The organism is Oscillibacter sp. 1-3 (assembly GCF_000403435.2).
Lineage (GTDB): Bacteria > Bacillota > Clostridia > Oscillospirales > Oscillospiraceae > Oscillibacter.
Genome location: NZ_KE159711.1, coordinates 116,934 through 132,175 on the forward strand (window position 1 = coordinate 116,934; position 15,242 = coordinate 132,175).

At 55.0% G+C, this 15,242-nt stretch carries 12 protein-coding genes and 1 pseudogene; 7 read left to right on the plus strand and 6 right to left on the minus strand.

Annotated features, from left to right (window positions below; translation table 11 throughout):
- Positions 1-103 precede the first annotated feature (103 nt).
- Together C816_RS18865 and C816_RS18870 are read left to right on the plus strand one after the other, a co-directional pair.
- Positions 104-1,072, plus strand: a complete 969-nt coding sequence (locus C816_RS18865; protein WP_016324009.1) for a D-2-hydroxyacid dehydrogenase — start codon at positions 104-106, stop codon at positions 1,070-1,072.
- Between the two features lie 41 nt (positions 1,073-1,113).
- Complete coding sequence (locus tag C816_RS18870) at positions 1,114-1,896, plus strand: sulfite exporter TauE/SafE family protein (RefSeq protein ID WP_016324010.1); 783 nt, start codon at positions 1,114-1,116, stop codon at positions 1,894-1,896.
- Between the two features lie 229 nt (positions 1,897-2,125).
- Here C816_RS18870 and C816_RS18875 read toward each other — a convergent pair whose 3' ends face one another.
- Both C816_RS18875 and C816_RS18880 read right to left on the minus strand, forming a co-directional pair.
- Entirely contained in the window at positions 2,126-2,689 is a 564-nt protein-coding gene (locus C816_RS18875; RefSeq protein ID WP_016324011.1) for a chromate transporter, read from the minus strand.
- On the minus strand, positions 2,686-3,249 hold the full coding sequence (locus C816_RS18880) for a chromate transporter (protein WP_016324012.1): 564 nt from the start codon (positions 3,247-3,249) through the stop codon (positions 2,686-2,688). The genes C816_RS18875 and C816_RS18880 overlap by 4 nt, the downstream gene beginning before the upstream one ends.
- Before the next feature lie 165 nt (positions 3,250-3,414).
- Between C816_RS18880 and C816_RS18885 the strand changes: the two genes are divergently transcribed.
- Positions 3,415-3,873, plus strand: a complete 459-nt coding sequence (locus C816_RS18885; RefSeq protein ID WP_016324013.1) for an Lrp/AsnC family transcriptional regulator — start codon at positions 3,415-3,417, stop codon at positions 3,871-3,873.
- A 3-nt stretch (positions 3,874-3,876) separates the two neighbouring features.
- Here C816_RS18885 and C816_RS18890 read toward each other — a convergent pair whose 3' ends face one another.
- Positions 3,877-5,022, minus strand: coding sequence for a M20 family metallopeptidase (locus C816_RS18890; RefSeq protein ID WP_016324014.1), 1,146 nt, complete (start codon positions 5,020-5,022; stop codon positions 3,877-3,879).
- A gap of 153 nt (positions 5,023-5,175) precedes the next feature.
- A complete protein-coding gene (nhaC, locus tag C816_RS18895) occupies positions 5,176-6,579 on the minus strand; it encodes a Na+/H+ antiporter NhaC (RefSeq protein WP_016324015.1) in 1,404 nt (467 codons plus the stop codon).
- 429 nt (positions 6,580-7,008) lie between these two features.
- On the opposite strand from nhaC, the gene C816_RS18900 reads away from it, so the two are divergent.
- Positions 7,009-8,997, plus strand: a complete 1,989-nt coding sequence (locus tag C816_RS18900; RefSeq protein ID WP_207636963.1) for a sigma-54 interaction domain-containing protein — start codon at positions 7,009-7,011, stop codon at positions 8,995-8,997.
- Positions 8,998-9,968: 971 nt separating this feature from the next.
- Here C816_RS18900 and C816_RS18905 read toward each other — a convergent pair.
- Both C816_RS18905 and C816_RS18910 read right to left on the minus strand, forming a co-directional pair.
- Positions 9,969-11,027 carry an ATP-binding protein gene (locus C816_RS18905; RefSeq protein ID WP_016324018.1) on the minus strand — a complete coding sequence of 353 codons (1,059 nt, stop codon included), beginning with the start codon at positions 11,025-11,027 and terminating at the stop codon, positions 9,969-9,971.
- A 197-nt stretch (positions 11,028-11,224) separates the two neighbouring features.
- A complete protein-coding gene (locus tag C816_RS18910; RefSeq protein ID WP_016324019.1) occupies positions 11,225-11,647 on the minus strand; it encodes an RrF2 family transcriptional regulator in 423 nt (140 codons plus the stop codon).
- Positions 11,648-11,775: 128 nt separating this feature from the next.
- Between C816_RS18910 and C816_RS18915 the strand changes: the two genes are divergently transcribed.
- The 3 genes and pseudogenes from C816_RS18915 (at position 11,776) to C816_RS18925 (ending at position 15,242) form a co-directional block, all read left to right on the plus strand.
- Positions 11,776-13,062: an O-acetylhomoserine aminocarboxypropyltransferase/cysteine synthase family protein gene (locus tag C816_RS18915; protein ID WP_016324020.1), complete on the plus strand. Its 1,287-nt coding sequence runs from the start codon at positions 11,776-11,778 to the stop codon at positions 13,060-13,062.
- Positions 13,063-13,077: 15 nt separating this feature from the next.
- Positions 13,078-14,010 carry a cysteine synthase A gene (gene cysK / locus C816_RS18920; RefSeq protein ID WP_016324021.1) on the plus strand — a complete coding sequence of 311 codons (933 nt, stop codon included), beginning with the start codon at positions 13,078-13,080 and terminating at the stop codon, positions 14,008-14,010.
- A 58-nt stretch (positions 14,011-14,068) separates the two neighbouring features.
- Positions 14,069-15,242 (plus strand): annotated as a pseudogene (locus C816_RS18925) (cysteine desulfurase family protein).

The window sequence follows — 15,242 nt, forward strand, 5'->3', positions numbered from 1 at the left end:
GCAAAAAGGCTTCATCGGAGAAGGCGTATGCCGCTTTTTCGGAGCCGCGCTTTTAAGAATTTTGCATCAAAGACTATAAAAAAGGGTATCAAGGAGCATGTTTATGAAGATTGTGGTACTGGATGGATACACGGAAAATCCCGGCGACCTGAGCTGGGATTCCCTGGGCAACCTGGGTGAATTAACGGTCTACGACCGCACCAGCCTCACCGACGAAGCGGAGATCATCGCCCGTATTGGCGATGCCGAAATCGTCATTACCAACAAAACCCCCATCAGCCGCCGGATTTTTGACGCCTGCCCCGGCATCAAATATATCTCTGTGCTGGCCACCGGCTACAACGTCATCGACACCGCCTGCGCCAGAGAAAAGGGCATCTGCGTGTCCAATGTGCCGGTGTACGGGGCCCGCTCCGTCAGCCAGTTCGCCATTGCCCTGCTGCTGGAGGTCTGTCATCACATCGGCCACCACAGCGATACCGTCTACACGGGCAAGTGGGAGAACTGCCCCGATTGGTGCTACTGGGACTATCCTCTCGTTGAGCTGGCCGGCAAGACCTATGGCCTGCTGGGCTGCGGCAGCATCGGCATCCATACCGCCGAGATCGCTAAGGCCCTTGGTATGCGGGTTGCTGCCTATGACGCTCGGGAAACCGAGGCCGCGCACGCCCTGGGTGTGGAATACGTCTCTTTGGACGAGCTGTTTGCCCAGTCTGACGTACTGGGTCTGCAAATGCCCCTGCTCCCCTTTAACACCGGGATTATCAATCAAGAGAACATCGCCAAGATGAAGGACGGCGTCATCATCATCAACAACAGCCGCGGTCAGATGGTGGTGGAACAGGACCTGGCGGACGCCCTCAACTCCGGCAAGGTGGCAGCCGCCGCGCTGGACGTGGTATCCACCGAGCCCATCCGCGGGGACAACCCTCTGCTGAAGGCAAAGAACTGCATCATCACGCCCCATATGTCCTGGGGGGCCAAGGAGAGCCGCCAGCGCATCATGGACTGCACCGTGGAAAACGTGAAGTCCTACATGAGCGGCGCCCCCAGCAACGTGGTAAATCCGTAAGCCCACGGAAAAATGTATCGTGACATAAGGTGACATTCCAAATGGCGATCCTCATTTTTACTGTCTGCCTGCTGGCCTCCGTGGCCGGAAGTATCTGCGGCATCGGCGGCGGGGTCATCATTAAGCCGGTTCTGGACGCATTAGGGATCATGAGCGTGAGCGCCATCAGTTTTCTGTCCGGTCTGACGGTTTTGTCCATGTCGGCGATTTCCGTTTTCAAGCAGCGGGAGCTCCACCTGGTCGATCTTCGGATCGGAAGCCTGCTGGCCATGGGCGCCGCAGCGGGCGGAATCATGGGCAACGCCGTGTTCCACACTCTGAAAACCGCCGCGGGCGACGAACGCCTCGTGGGGATGGTCCAGGCGCTGGTTCTGGCGCTTATCACATTGACGACTCTGCTCTACAATGAATTTCTAAAAAAACGGTCGCCGTCCTGCCGCGTCTATAAGGCGCCGGCATGCGTTGCAATCGGCGCTCTGCTAGGCGTGCTATCGGCTTTTCTTGGGATCGGCGGCGGCCCCATCAATCTGGCAGTGCTGAACTTTGCCTTCTCCTTTGACGCGAAAAAGGCCGCCGCCAACTCTTTGTACATCATCATGTGCTCGCAGGCATCCAGCTTTCTGACTTCCTGCATCCAGCAGACCGTGCCGGATTTCCCGCGGGTATATCTGCTTTTTATGGTCTCGGCGGGAATTATGGGCGGTCTCATCGGAGCCGGCGTGAACAGGAAAATCTCTGCCGCAGCCACAGATCATCTTTTTTCCGGTTTGCTGTGTGTGATTATCATGATTTGCCTCTATAATATCCGGCGTTTCGCCGGGTAGCTTTGGCCGAACTGGATAATGTCAAAGTCCCGCTCGGCACACGTTTGATTTCAAGCATTTCACCGCGGATGGGCGGCCCGAGACAGACCGCCTTTCACAGGGAGACGTCCCGCCGCCACCCCTTGCAGCGCGGACGGTCTCCCTTTGGCGCTTCATTCCTGACACTGCCGCTTTGCCAAGACCACAAAGAACCGCAGCCAGCTGTATCGCGCCTTACTGATTCCCCCATTCAGAATTTTAGCAGCACCCCGATTACAGCCGCACAGGCAATATAGACGATTGGATGAAGTTTGAGCTTCTTGATGGCAGCAAATGCGATTACGAAAAAGGCCAGCTTCTTAAAGTCGAATATGTCCAGAATCATACCGGTTTCCTGATAAATATCCATATGAAACATGGATACCTGAACTACACTGATGCCTGCAGCGGCGATGAGCCCCGTAACGGCAGGACGAAGTCCATAAAACGCAGAATCAACAATTTTGCTGCCGCGGAATTTCTCCAGATACCGGGACACCGTAGTAACAATCACGATGGAAGGCAGGATCGTTCCCAATGTGGCCGTGATCCCACCCAAGACTCCGGCTACGTTGCAGCCCACATATGTGGCCATGTTGATGCCGATGGGGCCGGGTGTGGACTCAGAGATGGCGATCATATCCGTAATAAGGGACTGTGGAAACCACCCGCTGGATTCCGACAAGCGCTGGAGAAACGGCAGGGTAGCCATTCCTCCGCCTACGGCGAAGAGTCCGATTTTAAGAAACTCCCAAAAAAGCTGAAGATAAATCATGCCGCATCCCCCCTCGTGCCTGCATCCCTTTTCATCCGTTTCGCCGCCACACCCAATAGGGCACAGGCGATAACCAGCAAAATAGGAGAGATTTTTGTAAACGTGCTCAAGATCAGCATCACAAGGCACAAAATAATCCCAAATATGTCTTTGACCCCTTTTTTCCACATGCTGATCACCGCATCAAGGATCAAAGCGGCCACACACACCGAAATACCTGCCAAGGCATATTGGACATAGATATTATCCTGAAATCCGGCCAGCAGAAAAGCGATTACAGAGATAATAATAATACACGGAGATACCATTCCCAAGGCCGCCGCCGCTGCGCCCGGCACCTTGTGCCGGCGGTATCCAATGAAAACCGACACATTGACCGCAATGATGCCGGGCAGACCCTGACTCAGGGCATAAAAATCCATGATGGTCTCTTCGTCCATCCACTGGCGGCTCTGCACAATTTCCCGCCGCAAAACGGGAAGCATGGCATACCCGCCGCCAAATGTGACGGCGCCCATGCGGAAAAACAGAATATAGATACCCAACAATTTGGAAAACACAAAAAAGATCTCCTTTTGCTATTGATTTGGTTCAGCGGAATACATCAGATTTCTTTTCTCGCATCCCATAGGGAAAACGGAGATGGAAATCTTGCGGTTTGTATGCAAAAAAGATATAATAGGCCCATAGAGCATGCCGCAAATACAATATGGAGGCCGCACGAGATGAAAGAAAACAGCCTAGATCACATTGACCAGCAGATTTTGGAACTGCTTACCGCAAACTCCCACGAATCGCTTATCTCAATCGCGGAGAAAGTGGGGCTGAGCCGGACGGCCGCGAAGAACCGAATCGACGCGCTGGAGCGCAGCGGCGTTATTGAACAGTACAGCGTGGTGCTCAACCCGGAAAAGATGGGGCGAAATGTATCTGTCTTTTTTGATCTTCAAGTCGCTCCCGCCTATCTGCGGACTGTGGCGGACAGTCTCTGCGCCGAAAAAGCGGTCACGGATATTTATCTGATGACCGGCTCCGGCAGGCTGCACGTCCACGCGGTGCTGGAGCTGAATCAGGATCTGGAGCAGTTCATGCTGGAAAAGCTCTATGCGCTGCCCGGGATCGAACATGTCGACAGCAATCTCATCATCTCCCGGATCAAGACCCGAAAAGGGATTCGGATCTGACCCTCAGCCCAGCAGCTCCGTCACCATGCGCCTGTAAATCTCTGCGCAGTTTTTGACCTGCCACGGGTGGCCATACTCGTTATCGGCGTGCATCCCGCCGCCGGAAGGACCGAATGTTACCGTGGGAATCCCCAGGCTTACCGCGAGGATATTGGAGTCGCAGACCGAGGCGTCATAGGCCACCGGCAGCTCCTCTCCAGTCACAGACTGAAACGCCGCCTGGAGCGTGGTAACCAGAACGTCGCTCTCCTCCAAAGCAAACGAGCGCATATACGGGGAAGAGCGGGGCTTTAGCCGCACGTCCACTTTTCCCTCCAGCCCCAGCTCCTTGGCGGCATTCAGGATTTGCTGAATGCAGAGCTTATCATCCTCACCGGGAACCACATAGCGATCCACAAAGATGTAACAGCTGTCGGGAACTACCAGGGTTCCCGCATTGCCGCCCTCCATGTAGCGCACACACCAGGTGCCGTGTTTCAAGGTGGGGTGCTTCAGGGTGGGAAGGGCCTCGATTGCCGCCGCCAGCCGGCCGCCAGAGATCAGGGCGTTTTCCCCTACATTCGGGTAATGGCTGGCGTGAGCGGCAACGCCATGGACTGTGACCTCAAAGCTGAACCGTCCTCTGAATCCGATGGCCACATTGTCATAGCGGCACTCGGCCATGATTGCCCAGTCCGCGGTGATCCCCTCTTCAACCAGCTGATAGGTGCCTTTGGACAATCCCTCTTCGTCAGATACAAAGCAGGCCATAACAGAGCCGCTGAACGCCTCTCTATGGACACAGTAATATTCCAGCGTCTCCAAAATGGCGGCAAGACCGCCTTTCATGTCCATGGAGCCGCGGCCATAGACCCGGTCCCCGTCCTCACCGGGGGTGGGCGTAAAGGGATCGGTATCCCAGTTGTCGGAAACGGCCACCGTGTCAATGTGGCCGATCAGCATCAGCGTTTTGCCCGGCCTGCCGCTTTCCAGAACCGTCCAGACAGAGGGCCGAACCTTCTTTTCCGCATCCTCGGGGAAGTAGCTGTAATGGGGCTCCAGCCCCATAGCCCGGAGCTGATTTGCGATGTAGTCAGCCAAATTGACCTCATGGCCGTTGACTGAGTTGATTCGGATCATGTCATACCATCGCTGAATGATTTTTTCCATAACTGCCTCCATTTTGTCAGGACTGCCGCCCGAAGAGGGAGGCAGTCTTTTTTGTAATATCCTCATGGGGGACAATCATACCTGAAAAAGGCGGCACAGAACCGGCTTTTCGTTATGGACTGCCGGTTCTGTGCCTAGGCATCCCCCAACGCCTTAATCTTTTGTCTCCGCCTGCTCTTTCAGCTTCGCCACACCGATGCCGGTGAGGTTATAGATAAACGACAGGACAATAGAAAGCCACAGCATCGGCGCAAACGCGGCAAAGCCGATATTGGCTACGCCCAGCGTGGTGGCTGTGTAGGAACCGGTTGTGGACCAAGGTACCAGAGGCGCCAAACCCGTGCCGGTATCCAGCATGGTACGCATCAGGTTTTTCCTGTCCAGACCATACTCGGGGAACATATCCTTTGTCATATCGCCGATTACAGGATAGGTCACATAATAGGCGCCGGTAATGCAGAAGAACAGGGCGTGCAGAAGCATTACTCCGGTGGCCATTGTACGGGAATTTTTGGCCACCTTCCGCACAAAGTCCAGCAGTACGTCCACAACGCCCGCAGTACGCAGAGGCGCTCCAAAAATACCGGCAGCCATCAGAAGGCCGATGGTGGAGAGCATACTGGTAAAGCCTCCGCGGTTGAGCATGGAGTCCACAACCTCAGATCCGGAAGAGATGGAATAGCCGGAATACATCGTATTCAGCAGCTCTGTAAGCCCCATGCCCTGAAAGACTATTGCAAGGACTGCACCCACGGCAATACCCGCTATGAACGTAGGCAGAGTGGGCTTTTGCAGAACAATCAGAACAATAACCACCACCACAGGAATGAGCATCAAGAGGTTCAGGCTGAAATTGCCGGACACCGTGGAGAGTATGTCCTCATAGACCTCGCCGCCAACGGTGCCGCCGGAAAAACGCAGGCCATAGATCAGGAAAAACACCAGAGAAACCAAATAAGCCGGGCCGGTGGAGATGAGGGCGTGTTTAATCCCCTCCATCATGGGAACATCGCAGACGGTAGAGGTGATCACAGGGGAGTCGGACAGCGGGGAGATCTTATCGCCGAAAAAGGCGCCGACCACCACCGCGCCCGCGGCAGCAGGCAGAGGCACGCCCAGTCCCTGCGCTACGCCCATGCAGGCAATGCCAACGGTAGCCAGGGTTCCCCAGGAGGTGCCCGCCAGGGTAGACATGAACGTACAGAGGATACAGGTAATCGGCAGGAACAGGCCGGGCGTGATGATTTTCATGCCCCAATAGATCATCACCGGAACCGTGCCGGAAGCCATCCAGGTGCCTACCAGAACGCCCACAACCAGCAGAATAAGCATGGCCACAATCATGGATGCGATGGTGTCTTTCACACCTTTTTGCAGCTCGCCGTAGGGAATGCCGAAGCAGACGGCCATCACGCACATAATGACGCCGTCCAGAGCCAGAACGATGCGGTTGTTGACCTTCAGAACCAATAGTCCTGCGATGATGACGGCGATGCCGACTGCCAGCATCAAAAGGGCTTGCCAGGGCTTTACTCTTTTCGGGGATTGGGTACTCATAGTAAGTCCTCCTCTCAAATTTGCACGGCTCTGCCGCGCTCTCGATTCTGTAAGTAAGCAAAAAACAGGCCAATTTAGCCGAATTTCTGATGCCATTGAGAAAATCGCTGCGGCGCCAGGAAAATTCACACACGCAGTATTCACCGGACGGTCATTTAACAGGTCTCTCAATCCAAAAACGGGCCGTTTTTTCGGGACGTCTGCGTCGAAAATCAAAATAAGCAGTTATAATAGACATTAGGAAAGTTATTTTCCGCCTTTTTAGTTGATATTAGGTGTCTTATATGGCATAATAACTTGTATAGTAAAATAGTTTTTATATTGCGGGATGATTTCCGGGAGTTATCGGGGTGTTTTGGGATGAAAAGGCAAAAAAATTTGTTATTAGTGACAAAACGGGAATCTGTCCGGCAGATGTACACTGCTGAGTTGGAAAAAGTCTTGGGAGGCCATCTCTGCATACGCTCATGCTCCAATGAAAAAGAGGCGGATTCACACATTGCCGACGCCGATCTGGTTCTCATCACCAATCCCTATTCTTTTCCATGGGCCCGGCGAAAAATGCGCCAGGACGCCAGCATTATCAATCTGATCTTTGCCTTTGAGCGGACGCGGGTAGAGACATTGAAGCGCTACCCTGTCGGCACAGAGGCGATTGCATGCTTCAACTTTTACTCCTCCGCCCACCAGGCCGTAAATGTACTTTACGAGGCGGGCGTTACAAATCTGAATCTCTACATCGACTATCCCGGAAACCAAAATCTGGACGGAAAATACATGGATCTGGCCTTGATTTCCGGCCAGACAGACAGACTGCCGCCGGATGTCGGCGAGGTGTTTGACCTGGGGCCGCGCCGTCTCTCCCTGACGACGCTGTTGGAAATCGCCGCAAAGGCAGACGTGCTGGACGACAGCCTGGAGGCGCAGATCGCCCAATATGGCGCGGATGTCAGTACGTCGGACGACTATCTCACACATTTTTTCTACAACTCTGCCGCGGCAGCTCTTCAGCTCAGGTCTGTGATGGAAAGCCTGGATGACGGACTGGCCATTTGTGACCATGAATTTCGTATCTTGAATCTGAATCGAAGCTTTTCCGCGCTTTTGAATCTGCCGGAGGGATTAATGGGACAGCGGCTGCAAAAATTTGACCTGGAGGGTGAAGTAGCCGACGCCATATTTTCCAGCCAGCCCTGCCAAAACCGTCTGTGCACGCCAAAGGTCTCCGGGCGCAGTGTAGTAGTTTCTCGAGAGACCATTAAACGTCCCGGAAGCAGCCAATCCCTTTTCCTGCTGCGAGTGAAGGATATTACAGAGCTCACCAACCTGGAAACCAGTCTGCGCCGGCAAATCGCAAAACGGGGACACGTTGCAAAACACACTTTTTCAGACATTAAAGGGGAAAGCCCGGCGGCTACCGTGTGCATTCAAAAAGCCCGGCGCATTGCCGGGATCGACAAGCCAACCCTTATTATCGGGGAGAGCGGTACAGGGAAAGAGCTCTATGCCCAGTCGATTCACAACGCCTCAGCCAGGGCCCGGTTTCCCTTTGTGGCGATGAACTGCGCTGCAATCCCGGTCACGCTGCTGGAATCAGAGCTGTTCGGTTATGATGAGGGAGCCTTTACCGGGGCGCGGCGGGGCGGTAAAGAGGGCCTTTTCCAATTGGCGCACAAGGGAACGCTCTTTTTAGACGAGATCGGCGAACTGCCCCTGCCGGTCCAGGCCAAGCTCCTGCGGGTATTGGAGGAAAAAGAGGTTATGCGGGTCGGCAGCAGGGAGCTGACAAGCGTGGACGTGCGTATCATAGCCGCCACAAACCGTGACCTGAATGCCTTGGTGAATGAAAAAGCCTTTCGTCTGGATCTCTATTACCGCCTCAACACACTCACGATCAACGTCCCTCCCTTACGGGAGCGCAGAGCGGATATATTGCCGCTTATCCAGGAATTTCTCCGCCAGGAGCACAAGGAACACGCAGAGATCGATCTTTCAGTACAAACCTTTTTGACACGATACGCCTGGAGAGGAAACATTCGGGAACTGCGCAACTGTGTGGAATATATGGTTCATATTGCCGACGGACCGATTGGAGAACAGCATCTGCCCGACTATATCCGCGCTGAATACCAGCAGGCAATCGAGGGCAGGGAATGGGCGGAGGAGCGTCTGAATATGCTGAGCCCCTCTGACCGGCAGGCAACGGCGGATGTCTTATCGCTGCTGAAGCGAAAACCCATGGGACGCCGCGCACTTTTGCAGGTTCTTCTGGAGGGCGGAGGTTATATGACAGAATACCGCCTGCGGGCGATTTTGAGCCGGCTGCGTCAGTTGGAATGTATTGATTTTGGCAGAGGGAGAAGCGGCTGCACCATAACAGCCGCCGGCGAGAAATTGCTGGAATCCCTGAGAAAATAGCCAATCGCCTCACCCGAAAAATCTCCGGCGCTCATTTCGGTTGTATCTCGTCTGTGTAAATGGTCAGATGGCATCATGACAGGGCCTTAACGCCTGCTTTGGCGTTTCGCGCCCAGAACATTTGCGGCAGCGGCAAATGTGTTGGAATCAACTGCAATTGGCGGGAAAATATCCGCTTTTCCCTGTTTAGAGGGAGGGAGACGGCGGTGCGGCTGAATTTTCCGCCAATTGGGACTTGAAAGGGCATCCTCTCATGTGTTATGGTTAAGCTGTCAAAAAGGTACTCTCCAGGCCGCCGGTTGGTCTGGAGAGTACCTTTTATCATTAGGCCATGTTTGAAAAAAGACAAAACGCCCAAACAGTGGATCTTGATCCGCCACTCTGCGTTAAATGTTCTTGCCGGGCGTCAGCCCGCCTGCAAAAATTTGCCTTGATTGGCGAAAACATCTCTCGCCGTTGGGCATTCCGCCTTTTTTCAAACAAGGCCTAACGTCCTGTCCTAAAATAAAGGACTCTGCCGGTCTGCTCCCATCTTCTTTCTCATAGTATTCCACCGTGTAGGACATGGATTTACCCTCTCTCCGCTCACATTATATGTGGTTTATCACATGATGCCAAGGCGGTTATTTACCCAGCGCAAAATGCGTTCTTGTATCGGCTGCCGGTCAAATATTTTCTGTCTGTGGCTGGAACTGTGGTCAAGGCGAACGTGAGCTGATAATCCCCATCGCAAAACCGCTCAAAAAGTTAAGAAAACCCGCCGCTTCCTCTCGGAAGCAGCGGGTTTTATGGTGGACGATACAGGACTCGAACCTGTGACCCCCTGCACGTCAACGCCAAAATACGATTTTTTGCAATATTTTTGGTTGTTTTTATACATTTCTACTCCAGAGCATTTGTTTTCCGATACTTTCTAAGCGCTAATTTTCCGCTGTTTCCAGCGGCATTTGTGGCTGGTTGTGTGGTCAGATTCATAGTACGCCCCAGCGGCCCTTCTGGCTGGAGCCCTCCCTCTTGATGGTACCATTCTCTTGCAGCTCTTTCAAGATTCGTAAAATCGTGTTTTTGGAAATGCGGAAATTCTCAACCAACGCACGCACTGTTACCTGTGGATCTTCCTGGATCGCAGAGAGGATCAGCTGCACTCTCTCAGTACAGCGGTTCGGTGCAGCATTTTTGGTCCCACTTTTGGTCCCATCTTTGGTCCCATTTGAGGGGAGAAACTGAGGGTGAATGAAGATCGTTGTGCAGAAAGACAGCCGCTCTGGGGCCGTCTCAAAGATTGGTTCCGGAGACCCATTACGTTCCAGCGCATTAAGGATTTTCCGGAACCCCGTGTTCCGCCCCTCTGTCAGGTGCATTTCTTTCAGGAAATCCCCGATACGGCGGTTGCGGTATCTCCGGTTGAATACCCGGTAGGTCCGCAGACCCTCCTCGGAAATGGACCGATCTGCTCCCGGATGACTGACGATTTCAATGCGGTCAGGAAGGATGCGGACCTCGATGGGCTCCCGTACGTCGTACCCCTTGTGATACACCGCGTTGCAAAGACTCTCCTCAACTGCCGCATAGGGATAATTGAAGAATCGTTCCGCCTCTGCCCTGTCCGGGAACTTGATTACCCACTCCTGGATCACGCTGCTTTGAATATATTGAAGCGCCTCCCGCAGCTGCTGGTGAAGCGGCCCCTTGAACGTCTTTTCGATAATCTGATCTCCGCCCAGGTCCTCCGGAAACTGGACCACATCAATCTGGACATAGGGAAAGAAACGATCCGGTTCCAGACTGAAGAACATCAGCCCCACATTCTTCGGCTTGGTGTACTCCGGCAGGGTGTTCACGATGTTCATGCTCCGGCACAGATCAAGGAAATCCATATGCCTGGATTCCTCGTACATGGAACTCTCCACCTCTTTGAGATACGCCTGAATCAGCGTGAGGTTCAGATCCGCAATGTCCGCCTCATGGTTCACACGGTCATCAAAAGCTCTTTGCTGGTATGCCCTTATCGATTGCACCAGTGTATTCAAAGAGAGGCAGCTCCCAGCCGGAGGAGAATACTGTGCAGTTCATTTGGCTTTCATTTCCGCTTTATCCATTTCATTTTCGAAAACCATTTGATTTGAAGAAGCGTTGGCGGTGTGCTGCTTGCCGCCACTTCCTCTGAACTCTGACCACTGGAACAAAGACTGGGGTTGCAGCCTGTTCTGGATAAGGCAGGATAAGTTCAAGATGATATTTCGAATGCTTTGCCGTACAGAGACAACAAAGTAAACTGTGATAAGTAATCGGCGATAACCTTATCCAGCCCCTGCCAGAGTGGGAGCGTCCGGCAGATATTTTTGCGGGGACAGGCGTTTCGCCCTGATTCCAGGCAGGCAACGGGGGCCAGCGGCCCCTCCATCAGTTCAAGAATAGACCTCACATTGTACTCCTCCGGGGAGCGGCTCAGCCGGTAGCCCCCGCCTTTTCCCCGCAGGGCGGTCAGCAGTCCGCCCTTTACCAGCTCTTTTACCACGATTTCCAGATACTTTTCTGAAATCTCCTGCCGGACGGCCACATCCTTCAATGGCACATAGCCGTCCCCCTGATGTTCCGCGACATCTACCAGAAAACGCAGCGCATACCTGCCCTTTGTGGAAATCATCATAAAAATCCCCTCCATTTTTCCTATTATACCACAAGGTTAATAGGATTTCAAGCGGTGCCATTATCCCTATTGACAAAGTAGGTTAGTAGGCATATAATGGGTCCAATTCATCGAGAGGGGATTTTCCCATGAGTTATAAATTTGAGACCTTGCAGCTCCATGTGGGCCAGGAGCGGCCCGACCCTGCCACCGATGCTCGGGCGGTACCCATCTACCAGACCACCTCTTATGTGTTCCGGGACTCTGCCCATGCCGCCGCCCGCTTCGGGCTGGCCGACGCCGGCAACATCTACGGGCGGCTGACCAACTCCACCCAGGATGTGCTGGAAAAGCGTCTCGCGGCCCTGGAGGGCGGTGTGGCAGCTCTGGCGCTGGCTTCCGGCGCGGCGGCGATTACTTACACTATCCAGGCTCTGGCCCAGGCGGGGGATCACATCGTGGCGCAAAAGACCATCTACGGCGGCAGCTACAATTTGCTGGCCCACACCCTGCCCCAGTTCGGTGTATCTACCACTTTTGTGGACGCCCACGATCTGGACGCTGTCACTGCCGCAATCCGGCCCAATACCAAGGCTATCTACCTGGAGACCTTGGGCAACCCCAACAGCGATATTCCTGACATCGACGCCATTGCCAAAATCGCCCACGCCCACGGCCTTCCTTTGGTCATTGACAACACGTTTGGGACACCCTATTTGATTCGCCCCATTGAGCATGGCGCGGACATTGTAGTCCATTCTGCCACCAAGTTCATCGGCGGTCACGGCACCACTTTGGGCGGCATCATCGTGGACAGCGGCAAATTTGACTGGAAAGCATCCGGCAAGTACTCCCCCATTGCCGCGCCCAACCCCAGCTACCACGGAGTCAGCTTTGTGGACGCCGTCGGCCCCGCCGCCTTTGTCACCTACATCCGGGCTATCCTCCTGCGGGACATCGGAGCGGCGATTTCACCCTTCAATGCCTTTCTGCTTCTCCAGGGAGTGGAGACCCTGTCCCTTCGGGTAGAACGCCACGCTGAAAACACCAAAAAAGTGGTGGAGTATCTGGCCAACCATCCCCAGGTGGAGAAGGTCAACCACCCCAGCCTGCCTGAGCATCCTGACCACGCCCTGTATGAGAAGTATTTCCCCAACGGCGGCGCATCCATCTTTACCTTTGAGATCAAGGGCGGGCAGGCGGAGGCCCACAAGTTTATAGACAATCTGGAAATTTTCTCCTTGCTGGCCAACGTGGCTGACGTAAAGTCCCTTGTCATCCACCCGGCCACCACTACCCACTCTCAACTCTCCTCCGAGGAGCTGCTGGATCAGGGCATCAAGCCCAACACCATCCGGCTGTCCATCGGTACGGAACATATCGACGACATCATCGCTGACCTGAAAAACGGCTTCGCCACCGCAGCGCAGAAATAAGAGGAGGAATCCGTTATGCCCAGCATCTACACATCTGCCGACCAGCTGATCGGCAAAACGCCCTTACTGGAACTGACCCACATCGAAAAGGAGACGGGAGCAAAAGCCCGTATTCTGGCCAAGCTGGAGTATTTCAATCCCGCCGGGTCAGTAAAAGACCGCATTGCCAAGGCCATGATCGATGAGGCGGAGGCCAGTGGAAAGCTGAAACCCGGCTCCACCATCATCGAGCCTACCTCTGGCAATACGGGAATTGGGTTAGCCTCCGTGGCGGCAGCAAGGGGCTACCGCATCATCATTACCATGCCGGAAACCATGAGCGTGGAACGCCGCCAGCTGATGAAAGCCTACGGCGCGGAGCTGGTGCTCACCGAAGGGGCTAAGGGGATGAAAGGGGCCATTGCCAAGGCGGAGGAGCTGGCAAAAGAGATTCCCGGCAGCTTTCTCCCCGGCCAGTTTGTCAACCCGGCCAATCCCGCCGCCCACCGCTCCACTACCGGCCCGGAAATTTGGACGGGCACCGAGGGGAAGGTGGACATCTTCGTGGCGGGCGTGGGCACTGGCGGCACCGTCACCGGCGTGGGACAGTATTTGACGGAACAAAACCCGGCGGTGAAGGTGGTGGCAGTGGAGCCAAAGGATTCCCCCGTCCTCAGCGAGGGCCGCTCTGGGGCCCATAAAATACAGGGCATCGGGGCGGGCTTTGTGCCGGAGGTTCTGGACACCGCGGTCTATGACGAGATCATCCCCGTGTCCAACGAGGACGCCTTTGCCGCCGGGCGGCTGGTGGGGCGTAAGGAGGGCATCCTGGTGGGCATCTCCTCCGGGGCGGCGCTCCATGCGGCAATTCAGCTTGCAAAACGGCCTGAGAACGCAGGTAAGACCATCGTGGCCCTGTTCCCGGACACCGGCGATCGTTATCTGTCCACACCGCTGTTTGAAGATTGAGCATAGAACGAACACGCCGGTGTCTTGACCGGCGTGTTCCTGTTCAGAAAGGATTTTTATGATTTACGCAGACAATGCGGCCACCACCAAAATGAGCGAGGCTGCGATCAACGCCATGACCGCCTGTATGCGGGACACCTGGGGCACTGTATGGGCTGGGCCAGCGGGCCAAGGAGGCCCAGGAGGACGCAAGAACGCGGATCGCCGCCTGCATCGGGGCCTCCCCCAGGGAGATCACTTTCACCTCAGGGGGCAGCGAGGCGGATAACCAGGCCATCCGCTCTGCCGCCGCGCTGGGGGCGCGGAGAGGGAAACGGCACATCATCTCCACGGTTTTTGAACACCACGCCGTTCTGCACACGCTGAAAAAGCTGGAGGGCGAGGGCTTCGAGGTGGAACTGCTCCCAGTCGGAACGTTGGGCACTGTCACCGCCCAACAGGTGTCGGAGGCCATTCGGGAGGACACCGCGCTGGTCACCATCATGTACGCCAACAACGAGATCGGCTCCATACTGCCTGTTTCGGAAATTGGCACGGTGTGCCGGGAGCAGGGAGTCATTTTCCACACCGACGCGGTACAGGCGGCGGGACATCTGCCCATCGACGTGAGGGCCCAGAACATCGACCTGCTGTCTCTATCCGCCCACAAGTTCCACGGCCCCAAGGGAATTGGCGTACTGTACGCCCGGCAGGGAGTGCCATTGACCAATCTGATTGAGGGCGGGGCCCAAGAGCGGGGCAGGCGGGCGGGGACAGAGAATGTCCCCGCCATTGCGGGCATGGCGGCGGCGCTGGAAAAATCCTGTTCACATATGGTGGAAAACGCCGCCAAGGTCTCTGCTCTGCGGGACAAGCTCATTTCCGGTCTCTCCCAGATCCCCCATTCCGCCCTCAACGGTGATCCGGCAAACCGGCTCCCCGGCAACGTCAGCTTCTGCTTTGAGGGCATTGAGGGGGAAAGTTTGCTCCTGCTGCTGGACGACTGGGGCATCTGTGCCTCCTCCGGCTCGGCCTGTACCTCCGGCTCTCTGGACCCCAGCCACGTCCTGCTGTCCATCGGGCGGCCCCATGAGGTGGCTCACGGCTCCTTGCGGCTGTCCTTGTGTGAGGAGAACACCGAGGGCGATATAGATGCGATTTTGAAAGCCGTCCCGGAAATCGTGGGTTATCTCCGCAATATGTCGCCGCTGTGGAAGGGCAAGGTCAGCGGAAAGAAAGAATTTATCTTGTAA

Excerpts from the sequence above, each read along its gene's own strand:
- C816_RS18865 (WP_016324009.1), top strand. The coding sequence starts at position 104 with ATGAAGATTGTGGTACTGGATGGATACACGGAAAATCCCGGCGACCTG.
- C816_RS18910 (WP_016324019.1), bottom strand. The coding sequence starts at position 11,647 with ATGATGATTTCCACAAAGGGCAGGTATGCGCTGCGTTTTCTGGTAGAT.
- cysK (WP_016324021.1), top strand. The coding sequence starts at position 13,078 with ATGCCCAGCATCTACACATCTGCCGACCAGCTGATCGGCAAAACGCCC.
- C816_RS18890 (WP_016324014.1), bottom strand. The coding sequence starts at position 5,022 with ATGGAAAAAATCATTCAGCGATGGTATGACATGATCCGAATCAACTCA.
- nhaC (WP_016324015.1), bottom strand. The coding sequence starts at position 6,579 with ATGAGTACCCAATCCCCGAAAAGAGTAAAGCCCTGGCAAGCCCTTTTG.
- C816_RS18875 (WP_016324011.1), bottom strand. The coding sequence starts at position 2,689 with ATGATTTATCTTCAGCTTTTTTGGGAGTTTCTTAAAATCGGACTCTTC.
- C816_RS18915 (WP_016324020.1), top strand. The coding sequence starts at position 11,776 with ATGAGTTATAAATTTGAGACCTTGCAGCTCCATGTGGGCCAGGAGCGG.
- C816_RS18885 (WP_016324013.1), top strand. The coding sequence starts at position 3,415 with ATGAAAGAAAACAGCCTAGATCACATTGACCAGCAGATTTTGGAACTG.
- C816_RS18870 (WP_016324010.1), top strand. The coding sequence starts at position 1,114 with ATGGCGATCCTCATTTTTACTGTCTGCCTGCTGGCCTCCGTGGCCGGA.